We start from the raw sequence: 15,720 nt of genomic DNA on the forward strand, positions 1-15,720 counted from the left end.
CTCCTGAACTATTTTTCCTGGACGACCGTGCGGGGTCGTGAATTATAGGAGTGGCGGTTGATTAGACTGCGCGCTTCGATACGACCCGGAGCGCCCCATGGCCGACCCCCTTCTGATCGCACGCCACGACACCATCGAGTGCGCCCTTTTGCCCGGCCTGGCCAACCGCCACGGCCTGATCACCGGCGCCACCGGCACCGGCAAGACCGTGTCGCTCCAGACCATCGCCGAACAGCTGTCGAACATCGGTGTGCCGGTGTTCATGGCCGACGTCAAGGGCGACCTGACCGGCATCAGCCAGAAAGGCGCCGTCGGCGAAAAACTGGCCGCCACGCTCAAGGAACGCGGCATCGACGTGCCCGAGCCCGCCGCCTGCCCCGTCACGCTGTGGGACGTGTTCGGCGAACAGGGCCATCCGGTGCGGGCCACGGTGTCCGACATGGGCCCGCTGCTGCTGGGCCGCATGCTCGACGTGAACGAAACCCAGGCCGGCGTGCTGAACCTGGTGTTCAAGATCGCCGACGACAACGGCATGCTGCTGCTCGACCTGAAAGACCTGCGCGCCATGCTGCAGTACGTGGGCGAGAACGCGAGCCAGTTCACCACCGAGTACGGCAACATCAGCGCCGCCAGCGTGGGCGCGATCCAGCGCGGCCTGCTGCAGATCGAGACCCAGGGCGGCGACAAGTTCTTCGGCGAGCCGATGCTCAACATCTCCGACTTCATGCAGACGGTGGGCGGCAAGGGGGTGGTGAACATCCTGGCGGCCGACAAGCTCATGAATTCGCCGCGCCTGTACGCCACCTTTTTGCTGTGGATGCTGTCCGAGCTGTTCGAGCAACTGCCCGAAATCGGCGACCCCGAGCAGCCGAAGCTGGCCTTCTTCTTCGACGAGGCCCACCTGCTGTTCAACGAGGCGCCCAAGGCGCTGGTCGAACGCATCGAACTGGTGGTGCGGCTGGTGCGCTCCAAGGGTGTCGGGGTGTACTTTGTCACGCAGAACCCGTTGGACATTCCCGATTCGGTGCTGGCCCAGCTCGGCAACCGGGTGCAGCACGCGCTGCGCGCCTTCACGCCGCGCGACCAGAAGGCCGTGAAGGCTGCTGCCAGCACCATGCGCCAGAAGCCCGGCCTCGACATCGAGACCGCCATCACCGAACTCGCCGTGGGCGAGGCGCTCGTGAGCTTCCTGGATTCCAAGGGCCGTCCGAGCATCACCGAGCGCGTGTACGTGCTGCCGCCGGGCAGCCAGCTCGGCCCGATCACGCCCGAGCAGCGCAAGGCGCTGATCGCCAACTCGCTGGTGGCCGGCGTGTACGAAAAGACGGTCGACCGCGAATCGGCTTACGAAAAGCTCAAGGGCCGCGCCGAGAGCGCACCCGACGCGCCGGCTGCGGGCGCGAAGGGCGGGGCCGCGGCAGCAGAAGAATCGTCCGGCATGGGCGGCATGCTCAACGACATGCTCTTCGGCAGCACCGGCCCGCGCGGCGGCAAGCGCGACGGCCTCGTGCAGACCATGGCCAAGTCGGCGGTGCGCACCATGGGCACGTCGGTGGGCAAGGAGATCTTGCGCGGCGTGCTGGGCGGGATCTTCGGCAGCAAGAAGCGCTGAAGCAGCGCCGCCGAACCCAGCTACTACCAGCGCAGCAGACGCGGCCCCAGTGCCGCGCCCAGCAGCACCGGCACGGCAATCCCGCTCACGTACCAGACCGCGAGGAACGGCGCCGTGAGTTCGGCGCAGTGCAGCGCGTAGACCGCAGCCCCGATGCCGCCGGCCAGCGCACCCGCCGCGGCACCCGCCAGCGCGGGCCGCGTCGGTGCCAGTCCCCGCAGCGCCACGAGCGTGGCCGCAAATACCGGCAGCGCCATCAAGCCGATGCTCAGCGCGCAGATGCGCCACGACTGCCCCATCAGCGACGGCATACGCTCCTCGATCGGCACCGAGAACCAGACGAATGCCGCCAGCCCCCAGATTCCCAGCACCGGCAGCACCCCGCCCCACCACGCGTGGCGCACCCGCACGCCGGGCCGGGCCAGCCGCTGCACCGTCACGAAGGCCGCCGCCGCGATGCACAGCGGAAACAGCACCTTGACCCAGAACATCGGCCAGAACATCGCCTGCACCAGGTCGGGCCGCAGCCCGTACTCGCCGAACAGGATCACGAAGGACACCGGCAGCGCGGCAAGCACCGCCAGCCCGATGCGCCCACTGGCGCTGCGCCGCGGCACCGCCACGTCGCCGGTGGCCAGCAGATTGACGAGGTCGTCGGTCTTCATGGTGCGGCGCCTCCGAATTTCGCGGCCAGGGCCTTGAGACCCCGGTGGATGCCGACCTTCACCGCCGACTCCGACATGCCCGTGAGGCTGGCGGTCTCGGCCACCGACAGGCCTTCGATCTTCACGTGGACGATGGGCAGGCGCTGGCGCTCGGGCAGGGTCTGCAGCAGGCCGCCGAGGTCGCGCTTGGCATCGCTGGCGTCGGTGGCCGACGCGGCGAACACGGCCAGGTCGTCGTCCAGCGGGTCATGCAGGTCTTCGCGGACCGACTTGGCACGCAGCAGGTCGATCATCTTGTAGCGCGCAATCGCATGCACCCAAGCCGTCAAGGGCTGGTCGCTCTGGTACGTGTGGCGCTGGTTGTGCATGGCGAGCAGGCATTCCTGGACGAGGTCTTCCACTTCATCGGGCCAGCCGAAGAGGCGCTTGCCCAGAAAAGCGCGCAGGTGCGCGCTGAGTTTCTGCAGGAATTCGCGGTACGCGCCGGCGTCGCCGTCGAGCCCGCGAAGGAACAGGCTGCGCAGCGCCACTTCTGCGTCGCCCCAATCCGTCCTGCGTCCTACAGTGGTTCGTGCCATCCGGCGGGCCGGTTACAGCCGTTGTCAAAAAGATTGCAAGGGATTGTGCCCGCCCCGGCAGGTGCTCCGCTAAGCTGCGCCGATGCTGGCCGGACTCGTCTCGCACCCCTGGGCCTACCCGGCGCTGGAGGCGGTGCACATCGTGGGCATTGCGCTGCTGTTCGGCGGCCTGCTGGTGTTCGAGCTGCGCGCCCTCGGCCTGGGCCGCGAACTGCCGGCACCACTGCTGGCCCGCCTCACGTTGCGACCGGCCCTCGTGGGTTTCGGTCTGTGCGCCGTCACCGGACTCACCATGTTCTCCGGCCAACCCGACGAACTGCTGGCGAACAACGCCTTTCGCGTCAAGCTGGGCCTGATCGCGCTGGCTGGCGCCAACGCGGCGCTTTTTCACTGGCGCAGCGGCGTCGCCGCCATCGACCGTTTCGGCCAGGCGCAATGCCTTCTCTCGCTGGGGTTTTGGCTCGCTGTCATCATCTGCGGGCGCTGGATTGCCTATGTCTGACCAAGGAGAACGCGATGCTGCATCGACGCATGTTCGTGGCCGGTTCGATCGGCCTGGCCCTGCCCGCCTGGGCCCACCACGGCTGGAGCAGTTTTGACCAGGAGCGACCGCTGTACGTGGAAGGCCGCGCCACCAAGGTGAGCTGGCGCAATCCGCACGGCGAGCTGGAGATCGAGCTGCCCGAAAACCTCGCGCTGCCGCCCGACCTGAAGCAGCGCGTGCTGCCCAAGCAGAGCGCAACGGTCGATGGCGCGGCGCTGCTGGCCAAGGCGCAACTGCCGACGCGGCGCGACCGCAAGTGGCAGGTCGAACTGGCCCCACTCACGCGGCTGCAGGCCTGGGGCGTCGAGGAGATCAAGCCCGGCACGCCGGTGGCGGTGCTCGGCTTCACCTTCACCGGCGAGAAAGGCGATGCGGTGCTGCGCGCCGAGTACCTGTTCGTGCACGGCAAGACCTACGGCCTGCGCTCGTCGCCCGCCTGAACCTCGGTGCGCGGCAGCGCGGTCAGGCCGCGCGGGCCCTCGCTTGCCAGCCGCACAAGTGCTCGGTACATTGCATTTTTTGAGGGCTCCCAATGTCCGTAGATAGCACCGCGATCCCTTCCGCATTGCCGGCTGGCACGGCACCCCACCCTGCGCTGCATCCCTCCACGTCGACAGGCCACATCCGCCTGACCTCGCATGCCGGCGGTTTCGGCGCGCTGCCCATCCAGTGGGGCGCGGCCACCGCCACCGAGCGTGGGCCCGTGGTCGGCACAACAACCAAACGCGCGCACCGCAACGTCATCGGCACCCACAGCGGCTCGTACAGCGTCTACCGCGCGCTCGCGGTCGCGGCCGGCGCCCTGAAGCGCGAACACAAGGCCGACCTCACCAACACCGCGCCCACCGACATCATCGGCCCCTACCCGCAGTGGAGCGAACCCGGGCGCATCGTCTCGCTCGACCCTTGGGGTGCGCTCGTGGCCGATGTGTTTTCCACCGAACTCGCGGCCGGCTACGACATCCGCCCGACCATCGCGATCACCAAGGCGCATGTGATCCTGCCCGAGGTGATCGAGGCGCTGCAAAGCGGGCGCCTCAAGCCCGACGGCCACTTCCTCACCACGGGCGGCGCCGCCATGGTGACCAAGGCGGCCATCGAACCTGTGTGGTACCTGCCCGAAGTGGCGCGCCGCTTCGGCTGCTCCGAAACCGACCTGCGCCGCACGCTCTTCGAAGAGACCGGCGGCATGTACCCCGAGCTGGTCACGCGCTCCGACCTCGAGGTGTTCCTGCCGCCCATCGGCGGGCAGACGCTCTACATCTTCGGCAACCCGCGCGACCTGGCGAACCCCGAGGTGGAGCTCACCGCACGCATCCATGACGAGTGCAACGGCTCCGACGTGTTCGGCTCCGACATCTGCACCTGCCGCCCCTACCTCACGCACGCCATCGAGGAATGCATCCAGGGCGCGCAGCGTGGTGGCGTGGGCCTCATCGCCTACTCGCGCAAGGAAGGCCGCGCGCTCGGCGAAGTGACCAAGTTCCTCGTCTACAACGCCCGCAAGCGCCAGGTCGGCGGCGACACGGCCGACCAGTATTTCGCGCGCACCGAGTGCGTGGCCGGCGTGCAGGACATGCGCTTCCAGGAGCTGATGCCCGACGTCTTCCACTGGCTGGGCATCCAAAAGATCCACCGCCTCGTGTCGATGAGCAACATGAAGTTCGACGCGATCACCGGCTCGGGCATCGAGATCGGCGAGCGCGTGAACATTCCCGACGCACTGATCCCGGCCGACGCCCGCGTCGAGATGGACGCCAAGATGGCGGCCGGCTACTTCACCCCCGGCCCCGTGCCGGACGCAGAGGAACTGAAAAAGGCCAAGGGCCGGGGACTGAGCGAATGAGCCGAAGCACCGACATCAACCTGCCCGCCGATGGTTCCGGCAGCCTGCGCCCCGGCGGCGCGGGCGATGTCGACCCATCGATCGAATTTGCGCCCGACACCGGCCACCCGGCCGGCGCCGCCAGCCTGCTGCGCACCACCGCCGCCATCCGCCAGCGTGCCGGCGCCCTGCTGGCGCGCGCGCGCCGCGGCGAATCGCAGTGGTTCCGCATCGGCAGCAACGACGCACTCGAAGACGCCGCGCGCACCGTGGCCGAGGTCACGCGCGAGCGCTATCCGTGGGACACCATCCCATACCACAGCCGCTGGCGCCACTTCGAGGCCGGCGGCGTCGACCGCCGCCAGCAGCTCGATGCATTGCTCGGCAAGGGCATCGACGCCCGCCAGCGCGCCCGCGTCTACATCGACCTCACGGTGGTGAGCGTGCTGCTCGACGCCGGCGCCGGCCCGACCTGGCACTACACCGAATCGGCCACCGGCCAGCGCTTCACCCGCTCCGAGGGGCTGGGCGTGGCGTGCTTCCATGCGTTCACCAGCGGGCTTTTCTCGTCCGACCCGAACCATCCGCTGCAGGTCGACGCGGCCGGCCTGCGCGGCCTTGTGACCGACCGGCTGGGCGATGCCTTCCAGGTGAGCGACGTCAATCCGCTGGTCGGCCTGGCCGGGCGCGCCGTGCTGCTGCGCCGGCTCGGCGAGGCGATGAGCGAGCAGCCCGAGACCTTCGGCGACGACGGCCGACCCGCCGGTCTTTTCGACGCGCTCGTGGCCCCGTTGGGCGCGGCGTCGCCGCCCACGGCGGAGATCACGGCGCACCAGATCCTGTCGCTGCTGCTCGACACCCTCTCGCACATCTGGCCCTCGGCCAACACCATCGACAGCCTGGCGGCCGATGGCAGCGACAACGTGGGCGGCACCGGCGACCCGGCCTTCGCACTGGGCGACTGCTGGCGCCACAGCGCCGTCAGCGGCCCCGGGCTCACCAACGGCTGGATGCCGTTCCACAAGCTGTCGCAGTGGCTCACGTACTCGCTGCTCGAACCTTTCGAATGGGCCGGCGTGAAGGTGCGGCACCTCGACGCGCTCACCGCCCTGCCCGAGTACCGCAACGGCGGCCTGCTGATCGACAGCGGCGTGATCGTGCCGCGCGAGGCGGCGTTTCTCACTCGCCGCTGGAAGGCCGGTGACGAGTTCATCGTCGAATGGCGCGCCCTCACCGTGGCGCTACTCGACGAGATTGCGCCGCGCGTGCGCAAGGTGCTCGACCGCACCGCAGAAGAGCTGCCTCTGGCCTGCGTGCTCGAAGGCGGCACCTGGGCCGCGGGCCGGGTGCTGGCACAGCGTTTGCGAGACGGTGCACCACCGCTGCTGATCGAGAGCGACGGCACCGTCTTCTAGTCTTTTAGACTCTCCTGTTTTTCCGCAACGGCACACCAAAAGAAGACTCCAATGAGCAACGTCCACCTCGTCGACCACCCCCTCGTCCAGCACAAGCTCACGCTGATGCGCCGCAAGGACGCCTCCACCAACAGCTTCCGCCGGCTTTTGAACGAAATCAGCATGCTGATGGCCTACGAGGTCACGCGCGACATGCCGATGCAGGACATCGAGGTCGAGACCCCGCTGGAGACCATGCAGGCCAAGGTCATCGACGGCAAGAAGGTGGTGCTGGTGTCGATCCTGCGTGCCGGCACCGGCATCCTGGACGGCATGCTCACGGTGGTGCCGGGCGCGCGCGTCGGCCACATCGGCCTGTACCGCGACCCCAAGACGCTGACGGCCGTCGAGTACTACTTCAAGATGCCCGGCGAGATGGACAGCCGCGACGTGATCGTGGTCGACCCGATGCTGGCCACCGGCAACTCGGCCGTGGCCGCAGTCGAACGGCTGAAGGAACTCAACCCCAAGTCCATCAAGTTCGTCTGCCTGCTGACCTGCCCCGAAGGCATCGCGACCATGCAGAAGGCCCACCCCGACGTGCCGATCTACACCGCTGCCATCGACCGCGAGCTGGACAGCCACGGCTACATCCTGCCGGGCCTCGGCGACGCCGGCGACCGCATCTTCGGCACGAAGTAAGGCTCGCCCCCAGGCTTCGCGCACTTCGTGTCGCTTCGCCAACCCCCTACCGGGGGCAACACCTGAGGCCCGGCGAAGCCGGTTCCTCGGTGTTTGCTGGAAGGGAGCCCGCCGCTAGGGCGGGCTCTGTTCGGTTTAGTGGGCATGGGGATTGCAGGGTGGTTCTTTCATTTCAATCGAGGAGAAGACCGTGACAGCACGCCGTCAGTTGATCGTTCGTTCCATCGCCGTTGCCGCAGCCCTTGCGGCGGGCGCTCCGGGCCTTGCGCTTGCGCAGGCCAAGCTCAAGGTGGCGGCCGTGTACACGGTGCCTTTCGAGCAGCAATGGGTGGGTCGCATCCACAAGGCGCTGAAGGCGGCCGAGGCGCGGGGGGAGATCGAATACAAGGCGACCGAGAACGTGAGCAATGCCGACTACGAGCGCGTGATGCGCGAGTACGCGACGGGCGGCAACCAGCTGATCCTGGGCGAGGTGTTCGGCGTGGAAGCGGCGGCGCGCAAGGTCGCGAAAGACTTTCCCAAGGTCGCGTTCCTCATGGGCTCGTCGCTGAAGCCGCAGGTGCCGAACTTCTCGGTGTTCGACAACTACATCCAGGAACCGGCGTATCTGAGCGGCATGGTCGCGGGCGGCATGACCAAGAGCAACCGCATCGGCATGGTGGGCGGCTTCCCGATTCCCGAAGTCAATCGCCTCATGAACGCCTTCATGGCGGGCGCGAAGGAAACGAATCCCAAGGTGGAGTTCAGCGTGAGCTTCATCAACAGCTGGTTCGACCCGCCGAAGGCCAAGGAAGCGGCCTTCGCGATGATCGACAAGGGTGCGGACATCATGTACGCCGAGCGCTTCGGCGTGTCGGATGCGGCCAAGGAAAAGGGCAAGCTCGCCATCGGCAACGTGATCGACACGCAGGCCCAGTACCCCGACACGGTGATCGCCTCGGCGCTGTGGAACTTCGAGCCTTCGGCCGACCGCGCGATCAAGCTCGTGAAGGAAGGCAAGTTCGCCGCCGAAGACTACGGCGTGTACTCGCACATGAAGCACAAGGGCTCCGAACTCGCGCCGCTGGGCACCTTCGAGAAGAAGGTGCCGGCCGACATCGCGGCCAAGGTGAAGGCCAAGCAGGCCGACATCCTGGCCGGCAAGTTCACCGTGAAGGTGGACGATACGCAGCCGAAGTCGACTGCGAAATAAAAGCAAGACAACAGGGAGTTGCTGGAACCTATGAAGCGTGCGCGATGGCAGACCGCAATCCATGGTGTGGCCGTCGCGGCGTTGGCCGCCGCGCTCGCCGCCTGTCAACCTGAGCCGGCGGCAATAACCCCAGCGGCGGTGCCTGCCTCGGCAGCCGCTGCCGTTGCGCCGCCTGTGGTCGCGGCACCGGTCGGCATTCCGGCCGCGCTGCAGGCGCGTGCCGACGCCCTGCTCGCCGCGCACCGCCAGATGATCGTGCTGATGACCGGCGAACGTGCGCTCGACGCGGCCGAGAAGCGCGCCGTGAGCGCCGTCGGGCAGCAGCTCTTTCACGAGATGCAGGAGCGCCAGCAGGCGCTGATCGCCCAGGCCGACAGCACGACAGACCCGGCCACGGTGGCGGGCCTGAACGCGCTGCTCGACCGCATCGAAAGCGAGCCGAGCTGGTTCGACGCCGACCGGCTGGCGTTCAAGGAATTCCTGGGCGAGCTGAGCACGCGCTACAGCCAGGCGCAGTCGCTGTCCGGGCTCAAGCTCGGCCGCCGCGCCAGTGAAGACCTGGCCGTGCTCGCCGAGATCGAGCAGGCCTACGACCGCGAACTGAAGGACGTGTTCGGCCGCTTTGCACAGCGCGGCATCGAGCCCAAGCGCGAGAAGTGGGCCGACTACGTCGCCAAGCTGCAGGGCCTGTATTCGCGCGAGCAGATCCTCAAAGACTTCGGCGCGATCGTTCCCTACACGCAGCCGCCGGGCGGCGCCAAGGAGAAGGAAGGTCCAGACACGCGCGAGATCTTCGGCACCTCGCTGCCCGCCAAGACCGTGGTGCTGACCTTCGACGACGGCCCGCACGCCAGGCACACCGACGAGATCCTCGAGATCCTGAAGCGCTACGACGCGCCCGCCATTTTCTTCCAGCTCGGCCGCAACCTGGGCAAGCTCGACGCACAGGGCAAGGCCCAGCTCAACGCCAACGGCGCGACGGCCAAGCGCGTGCTGGCCGCCGGCCACGTGCTCGCCAACCACAGCTTCAGCCACGGCATGATGGCCAAGATGACCGACGACGCGGTGCGCGTCGAGGCCAGCGAAACCGAAACGCTGCTCGACGCCACCGGCAGGCCGCAGTCCACCCTCTTTCGCTTTCCCTACGGCGCGCGCAACGAAGCCAAGCTGAGCACGGTCGAGGCGCTCAAGCTGCGCTCGATGATGTGGACCGTCGACTCGATGGACTGGGCCGACCCGGTGCCCAAGTCGATCGCCGACCGCGTGCTGGCCGAGGTCGACAAGGCCAAGCGGGGCGTCATCCTGTTCCACGACATCCAGGGCCGCACCGTGCAGGCCCTGCCCACCGTGCTCGACCAGCTGGTGGCCGACGGCTACCGTTTTGCCACCTGGCGCGATGGCAAGTTCGTCGTCAGCGCATCGAAAAAAGCGGCGCCCGACGACGGCGTGGCCGCCACCTCGGGCGACACGCTCTACCGCGAAAGCCACGCGCTGGTGATCGGCATCGACAAGTACGCCAAGTGGCCCGGCCTGCACCACGCGGTGCCCGACGCCAAGGCGATGGAGCAGTTGCTCGTCACGCGCTTCGGCTTCAAGCCCGAGAACGTCACGGCGCTGTACGACGACCAAGCGACGCGCGCCAACATCCTGCGCGCACTGAATGAAAAGCTGACCGATGGCAAGCGCGTGAAGCGCGACGACCGCGTGTTGGTGTTCTTTGCCGGCCATGGCAGCACCCGCAAACTCGCGAGCGGGCGCGACGTCGGCTACATCGTGCCGGTCGATGCCGCGCTCGACAACCTGCCGTCCGACGCCATCTCGATGCCGCAGCTGCAGGAAGTGGCCGAGGCGCTGTCGGCCAAGCATGTGCTGTTTCTGGTGGACGCCTGCTACTCGGGCCTGGGCCTCACGCGCGGTGGCGCATCGCAAGGCAGCAAGAACTTCCTGACCGACAACGCGCGCCGCATCGGCCGCCAGATGCTCACCGCCGGTGGCGCCGACCAGCAGGTGGCCGACGACGGCCCCGGCGGCCACTCGGTCTTCACCTGGACGATGTTGCAGGCGCTGTCGGGCAAGGCCGACCTGAACGGGGACAGCGTCATCACCGGCACCGAACTCGCGGCCTACGTGGCTCCCGCCGTCTCCGCCATCGCGCGGCAGACGCCGGCCTTCGGCAGCCTGCCGGGCTCGGAGGGCGGCGAGTTCGTGTTCGCGCTGCCCGTCGAGCGCGAAGGCCTCAGCGGCGACAGCCTGCAGCTCGATGCCGCCGCGAGCCAGGTCAACAAGCGCATCGACCAGGCCAACGAGCAGGCCGTGCATGCCGCCGCCGCACCGAAGGCGACCAAGACCACCAAGGCCGGCCCGGCCGCCGTTGAAGTCGTGGTGAAGAACCTCGAAGGCGCCGACACCAAGCTGACCATGCCAGCCGCCGCGCCGCTCACGCCGCGCGTGGCCGCCCAGCGCGCCAACGACCGCGGCCTGCAGCTGTACCGCGAGCGCCGCTACGACGAAGCCGAAGCCGCCTTCACCGAGGCGCTGAAGCTGCAGCCGCGCTTTGCGCTGGCGGCCAACAACCTCGGCTTCGTCTACTTCAAGCGCGGCAAGCCGGTCGAGGCCGCGCGCTGGTTCGAGCAAGCCATCGACATGGACGGCAGCCGCGCCCTCGCCTACCTGAACCTGGGCGATGCGTACCTGCAGGCCGGCAACGATGCCAAGGCGCTCGCCGCCTACACCACCTTCGTCGGCCTGGCACCGAAGCACGCGCGCGTTGCCGCGCTGCAGGCCTGGATCGCCACGCCCGACGCCGAACACCGCCCCCCACTCCCGCCCACCAACTCATGATGACGACGATGAACACTTCTTCGCTTCTCCAGCGCCTGCGCGCCCCGGTCCTGGCCGCCGCGCTCGGCCTCGTGCTGACGGGCTGCGTCGGCGTCTACAAGTCGTCGGACGTCGTCAGCATCAACAGCAGCACGCGGCTGGACGAGACACCGCGCCTGGCCGTGATCTCGGCCTTCGAGCCTGAACTCAAGCTGCTGCTGACGCGGCTGCAAGGTCCTCAAAAACACAGCGTGAACGGCGTCGAGTTCACCACCGGCACGCTCGAAGGCAAGCCCGTGGTGTTGTTCCTGTCGGGCATCAGCATGACGAACGCGACCATGAACACGCAGCTCATGCTCAACCGCTTCCGCATCACCGGCATCGTGTTCAGCGGCATCGCAGGCGGCGTGAATCCGTCGCTGCATGTGGGCGATGTGACGGTACCGGCCCAGTGGGGCCAGTACCTCGAAGTGCTCATGGCGCGCGAAACCGCGCCCGGCAAGTACAGCGCGCCGCCCTTCATCACCGACGCCACGCTGCCCAACTACGGCATGAACTTCCCGCGCCCGGTCGAAGTGCGCTCGGCCGCCAAGCCGGGCATCGAACGCAAGTTCTGGTTCGCGGCCGATCCGAAGATGCTCGAAGTGGCGCGCAGCATCCGCAACGTCGAGCTGGCGAACTGCGGCGCCGGCAAGTGCCTGCCGCGCAAGCCGCAGCTGGTGGTCGGCGGCAACGGCGTGTCGGGCCAAGCCTTCATGGACAACAAGGCCTACCGCGAATACACCTACAAGACCTTCCAGGCCAACGTGCTCGACATGGAAACCGCCGCCGTGGGCATGGTCGCCTACAGCAACGGCGTGCCCTACATCGCCTTCCGCTCGCTCAGCGACCTCGCGGGCGGCGGCGACGGCGAGAACGAGATGGGCACCTTCATGAGCATCGCGGCCGACAACTCGGCCAAGGTCATGCTGGCATTCCTGGCCGCCTGGAAGTGACGGTGGCGCCCGCGGGCCCTCTTCGTCTTGTCTTGCTGCCGGGCATGGATGGCACCGGCGATCTCTTCGCGCCATTGACGCAAGCGCTGGGGCCGCACGCCGCCATCGACGTCGTGCGCTACCCGGGCCGAGAGGCACTGGGTTACGACGAACTCGAACCGCTGGTGCGCGCGCAGCTGCCCACGCAGCAGCCCTTCGTGCTGCTCGGCGAATCGTTTTCCGGGCCGCTGGCCATTTCCATCGCGGCATCGCGCCCGCCGGGCTTGCAAGGCCTCATCCTGTGCTGCAGCTTCGCGCGCCGGCCCGCGCCCGGCCTCGCGTTGATGCGCGCGGGCCTGCTCGACCTGTCGATGCGCCTGCTGCATTCGAAGCTGATGCGCGCGCCGATGCGGCATCTGCTGCTGGGTGGTTCGTCGGCGCCGCATCTGTCGGACATGCTCCAGGCCTCGCTGAAGCAGGTGTCGGTCGCCGTCATGACCCGCCGTATGAAGGAAGTGCAGCGCGTCGATGTGCGCGACAAGCTGCCGCTGGTGCGTGTGCCGGCGATGTACCTGCAGGCGCTGCAGGACCGCGTGGTACCGCGCCGCGCGGCAAGAGCCATTCAGCGCGGGCTGTCGGCGCTGCACCTGGTGCAGCTCGACGGCCCCCACGGCCTGCTGCAGGCCTCGCCCGCCGCGTCCGCCCGGGCCATCGAAAATTTCTGCCGCGGTCTGCCGCCGCAACCTGTGTCCCCATGAACCCCACCGTGCTTCGCCTCCAGGGCATCACCAAGCGTTTCGGCCCCCTCGTGGCCAACGACGCCATCTCCCTCGACCTGCAGGCCGGCGAGGTGCTCGCGCTGCTCGGCGAGAACGGGGCCGGCAAGTCGACGCTGATGTCGATCCTGTTCGGTCACTACGTCGCCGACGAAGGCCGCATCGAAGTGTTCGGCGCCCCGCTGCCGCCCGGCAACCCCAAGGCCGCGCTCGCCGCGGGCGTGGGCATGGTGCACCAGCACTTCACGCTGGCCGACAACCTCAGCGTGCTCGACAACGTGATGATGGGCACCGAGCCGCTGTGGCGCCCGCGCTCGCGCCGTGCCGCCGCCCGTGCGCGGCTGCTCGAGGTCGCCCAGCGCTTCGGCCTGCCGGTGCAGCCCGACGCGACCATCGGCAGCCTCTCGGTCGGCGAGCGCCAGCGCGTGGAAATTCTCAAGGCGCTGTACCGCGGCGCGCGCATCCTGATCCTCGACGAACCCACGGCCGTGCTCACGCCGCAGGAGAGCGAAGCGCTGTTCGCCACGCTCTCGCAGATGGTGGCGCAGGGCCTGTCGGTGATCTTCATCAGCCACAAGCTGGGCGAGGTGCTGCGGGTGTCGCAGCGCATCGCGGTGCTGCGCGGCGGCAAGCTGGTGGCCGAGGCGCGCACGGCCGACACCACGCAGGCGCAGCTTGCGCTGTGGATGGTCGGCCATGCGGTCGAGGCGCCGCAACGCCGGCCCGCCAAGTCGGTGGGCGACGCGGTCTGCGTGCTCGACCACGTGAGCACTGCGTCGGCGAAAGACGGTGGGCAGGACCGGCTGCGCGAGGTGTCGCTCACGCTGCGCGCCGGCGAGATCACCGCCATCGCGGGCGTCTCGGGCAACGGCCAGGTCGCGCTCGCCGAGCTGCTGAGCGGCACGCGCCGCGCCGTCTCCGGCACCGCGCAATTCATGGGCCGCGCGCTGCCGCCCTCGCCCGCCCGGCTGGTCCAGCGCGGCGTGGCACGCATCCCCGAAGACCGGCATGCGGTCGGCGTGGTCGGCGATTTGCCGGTGTGGGAGAACGCCGTGTCCGAGCGGCTGCGCAGCCCGGTGTTCTCGCGCTGGTCGTTCATCGTGCGGCGTGCGGCCGCGCGGCTGCATGCCCGGCGCATCGAGAAAGCCTTCGACGTGCGCGGTGCCGGCCTCATGGCGCCGGCCCGTTCGCTGTCGGGCGGCAACATGCAAAAACTGATCCTGGGGCGGGCGCTGCTGGCGCCCGAGCCAATGGAACAAGACATCGACAACAAGAAGTACCCGAACCGTGCACCGCGCCTCATCGTCGCGCACCAGCCGACCTGGGGCCTGGACATCGGCGCCGTCGCCTACGTGCAGCAGCAGCTCATAGCCGCGCGCGATGCCGGCGCGGCCGTGCTCGTCATTTCCGACGACCTCGACGAAGTGCTCGCGCTCGGCGACCGCGTGGCCGTGATGCACGGCGGCCACCTCGGCGAAGCGCGCCCCGCCGCGGCATGGACGCGCGAGGCCATCGGCCTGGCGATGGCCGGCGCCACGGCGCCGCAACGCCCGGGAGCCGCCGCATGATGCGCCTCGAACGACGCCACGAAAGCTCGCGCGCCGCGCTGGTGCTGGCCCCCATCGGCGCGGTCGTGTTCACGCTGCTGGTGAGCGCGCTGCTGGTGCGCTGGGCCGGCGCGCCGGTCGGGCGCACCTACGCGCTGCTGCTGCAGGGCGGCTTCGGCTCGGTGTTCGCGTGGAGCGAAACGCTGACGCGGGCGATTCCGCTGATCCTCACCGGCCTGGCCGCCACGGTCGCGTTCAAGGCACGGCTCTTCAACATCGGCGCCGAGGGCCAGCTGTTCGCGGGCGCGCTCGCCGCCGTGGCCGTGGGCGGCATGCACGGTGGCACCGGCTTTGAACTGTCGCCGTGGCTGCTGTTCCCGCTGATGATGCTGGCCGCGGCGGTGGCAGGCGCGCTGATGCTGCTGGGCCCGGCGCTCATGAAGAACAAGCTCGGCGTCGACGAGGTGGTCACCACACTGCTCATCAACTTCATCGTGCTGCTCGGCGTGTCGGCGCTGCTCGACGGGCCGATGAAAGACCCGACGGCGATGGGCTGGCCGCAGAGCGTGTCGCTGCAGCCTGACCTCGAACTGGGCAAGCTCATCGCCCAGACGCGCGTGCACACCGGGCTGCTGTGGGCCGTGTCGCTCGCGGTGATCGTGTGGGCGATCTTCAAGTACACCGTGCTGGGCTTCGACATCCGCGCCGTGGGCGCCAATGCCCGCGCCGCCGCCTTCGCCGGCGTGCCGGTGACGCGCACCGTGGTGATGGTCGCGCTGCTCTCGGGCGCACTGGCCGGGCTGGCCGGCGCCATCGAGGTCGCGGGCCGCACGAGCTACGTCACGCTCGACATGTCGCCGGGCTACGGCTACACCGGCATCGTGATCGCGATGCTCGCCGGCCTGCACCCGCTGGGCGTGATCGCCGCCGGCGTGTTCGTGGCCGGCGTGCTGGTCGGCGCCGACACCATGAGCCGCGCCGTGGGTGTGCCGACCTACATCGCCGACGTGATCGTCGCGGCCTCGCTGATCGCGGTGCTGGTGGCGACGCTGCTCACGCAGTACCGGGTGAGGATGACCAAATGACGGCGC

Annotated in this window: 14 protein-coding genes; 12 read left to right on the plus strand and 2 right to left on the minus strand. The window is 68.7% G+C overall.

The features are described 5' to 3' along the window. The first annotated feature begins 97 nt into the window (after positions 1-97). Positions 98-1,612 carry a helicase HerA-like C-terminal domain-containing protein gene (locus IG196_RS15000; protein ID WP_101491637.1) on the plus strand — a complete coding sequence of 505 codons (1,515 nt, stop codon included), beginning with the start codon at positions 98-100 and terminating at the stop codon, positions 1,610-1,612. Positions 1,613-1,635: 23 nt separating this feature from the next. On the opposite strand, the gene IG196_RS15005 is transcribed toward IG196_RS15000, so the two are convergent. Then, complete coding sequence (locus IG196_RS15005) at positions 1,636-2,277, minus strand: NrsF family protein (RefSeq protein WP_101491638.1); 642 nt, start codon at positions 2,275-2,277, stop codon at positions 1,636-1,638. Continuing rightward, the gene (locus IG196_RS15010; protein WP_192196770.1) at positions 2,274-2,855 is read right to left on the minus strand and encodes a sigma-70 family RNA polymerase sigma factor; all 582 of its coding nucleotides are present in this window, start codon (positions 2,853-2,855) and stop codon (positions 2,274-2,276) included. The genes IG196_RS15005 and IG196_RS15010 overlap by 4 nt, the downstream gene beginning before the upstream one ends. Before the next feature lie 82 nt (positions 2,856-2,937). On the opposite strand from IG196_RS15010, the gene IG196_RS15015 reads away from it, so the two are divergent. The 11 genes from IG196_RS15015 to IG196_RS15065 all read left to right on the plus strand — a co-directional run bounded on the left by IG196_RS15015 (position 2,938) and on the right by IG196_RS15065 (position 15,714). Then, complete coding sequence (locus IG196_RS15015) at positions 2,938-3,357, plus strand: hypothetical protein (protein ID WP_192196771.1); 420 nt, start codon at positions 2,938-2,940, stop codon at positions 3,355-3,357. Between the two features lie 14 nt (positions 3,358-3,371). Beyond that, entirely contained in the window at positions 3,372-3,839 is a 468-nt protein-coding gene (locus tag IG196_RS15020) for a DUF6152 family protein (RefSeq protein WP_101491641.1), read from the plus strand. A 92-nt stretch (positions 3,840-3,931) separates the two neighbouring features. Beyond that, complete coding sequence (locus IG196_RS15025) at positions 3,932-5,245, plus strand: GTP cyclohydrolase II (protein ID WP_225617049.1); 1,314 nt, start codon at positions 3,932-3,934, stop codon at positions 5,243-5,245. Beyond that, complete coding sequence (locus IG196_RS15030; RefSeq protein ID WP_192196772.1) at positions 5,242-6,639, plus strand: URC4/urg3 family protein; 1,398 nt, start codon at positions 5,242-5,244, stop codon at positions 6,637-6,639. The genes IG196_RS15025 and IG196_RS15030 overlap by 4 nt, the downstream gene beginning before the upstream one ends. Positions 6,640-6,690: 51 nt before the next feature. Further along, positions 6,691-7,320: a uracil phosphoribosyltransferase gene (upp, locus tag IG196_RS15035; protein ID WP_101491644.1), complete on the plus strand. Its 630-nt coding sequence runs from the start codon at positions 6,691-6,693 to the stop codon at positions 7,318-7,320. Between the two features lie 190 nt (positions 7,321-7,510). Then, positions 7,511-8,512 carry a BMP family protein gene (locus tag IG196_RS15040; RefSeq protein WP_192196773.1) on the plus strand — a complete coding sequence of 334 codons (1,002 nt, stop codon included), beginning with the start codon at positions 7,511-7,513 and terminating at the stop codon, positions 8,510-8,512. A 138-nt stretch (positions 8,513-8,650) separates the two neighbouring features. Further along, positions 8,651-11,353 carry a polysaccharide deacetylase family protein gene (locus IG196_RS15045; RefSeq protein WP_225617050.1) on the plus strand — a complete coding sequence of 901 codons (2,703 nt, stop codon included), beginning with the start codon at positions 8,651-8,653 and terminating at the stop codon, positions 11,351-11,353. 8 nt (positions 11,354-11,361) lie between these two features. Next, positions 11,362-12,327 (plus strand): 5'-methylthioadenosine/S-adenosylhomocysteine nucleosidase, encoded by a 966-nt coding sequence (locus IG196_RS15050; protein ID WP_225617051.1) that lies wholly within the window; start codon positions 11,362-11,364, stop codon positions 12,325-12,327. Between the two features lie 44 nt (positions 12,328-12,371). Further along, entirely contained in the window at positions 12,372-13,064 is a 693-nt protein-coding gene (locus IG196_RS15055; protein WP_225617052.1) for an alpha/beta fold hydrolase, read from the plus strand. Next, positions 13,061-14,650 carry an ABC transporter ATP-binding protein gene (locus IG196_RS15060; protein ID WP_192196776.1) on the plus strand — a complete coding sequence of 530 codons (1,590 nt, stop codon included), beginning with the start codon at positions 13,061-13,063 and terminating at the stop codon, positions 14,648-14,650. Before IG196_RS15055 ends, IG196_RS15060 begins: the two co-directional genes overlap by 4 nt. Further along, positions 14,650-15,714: an ABC transporter permease gene (locus IG196_RS15065; protein WP_192197027.1), complete on the plus strand. Its 1,065-nt coding sequence runs from the start codon at positions 14,650-14,652 to the stop codon at positions 15,712-15,714. The genes IG196_RS15060 and IG196_RS15065 overlap by 1 nt, the downstream gene beginning before the upstream one ends. The last annotated feature ends 6 nt before the right edge of the window (positions 15,715-15,720 follow it).

Origin of the sequence: Variovorax sp. 38R (assembly GCF_014843395.1) — a bacterium.
Lineage (GTDB): Bacteria > Pseudomonadota > Gammaproteobacteria > Burkholderiales > Burkholderiaceae_C > Variovorax > Variovorax paradoxus_H.

Excerpts from the sequence above, each read along its gene's own strand:
- IG196_RS15000 (WP_101491637.1), top strand. The coding sequence starts at position 98 with ATGGCCGACCCCCTTCTGATCGCACGCCACGACACCATCGAGTGCGCC.
- IG196_RS15005 (WP_101491638.1), bottom strand. The coding sequence starts at position 2,277 with ATGAAGACCGACGACCTCGTCAATCTGCTGGCCACCGGCGACGTGGCG.
- IG196_RS15010 (WP_192196770.1), bottom strand. The coding sequence starts at position 2,855 with ATGGCACGAACCACTGTAGGACGCAGGACGGATTGGGGCGACGCAGAA.
- IG196_RS15015 (WP_192196771.1), top strand. The coding sequence starts at position 2,938 with ATGCTGGCCGGACTCGTCTCGCACCCCTGGGCCTACCCGGCGCTGGAG.
- IG196_RS15020 (WP_101491641.1), top strand. The coding sequence starts at position 3,372 with ATGCTGCATCGACGCATGTTCGTGGCCGGTTCGATCGGCCTGGCCCTG.
- IG196_RS15025 (WP_225617049.1), top strand. The coding sequence starts at position 3,932 with ATGTCCGTAGATAGCACCGCGATCCCTTCCGCATTGCCGGCTGGCACG.
- IG196_RS15030 (WP_192196772.1), top strand. The coding sequence starts at position 5,242 with ATGAGCCGAAGCACCGACATCAACCTGCCCGCCGATGGTTCCGGCAGC.
- upp (WP_101491644.1), top strand. The coding sequence starts at position 6,691 with ATGAGCAACGTCCACCTCGTCGACCACCCCCTCGTCCAGCACAAGCTC.
- IG196_RS15050 (WP_225617051.1), top strand. The coding sequence starts at position 11,362 with ATGAACACTTCTTCGCTTCTCCAGCGCCTGCGCGCCCCGGTCCTGGCC.
- IG196_RS15055 (WP_225617052.1), top strand. The coding sequence starts at position 12,372 with ATGGATGGCACCGGCGATCTCTTCGCGCCATTGACGCAAGCGCTGGGG.
- IG196_RS15060 (WP_192196776.1), top strand. The coding sequence starts at position 13,061 with ATGAACCCCACCGTGCTTCGCCTCCAGGGCATCACCAAGCGTTTCGGC.
- IG196_RS15065 (WP_192197027.1), top strand. The coding sequence starts at position 14,650 with ATGCGCCTCGAACGACGCCACGAAAGCTCGCGCGCCGCGCTGGTGCTG.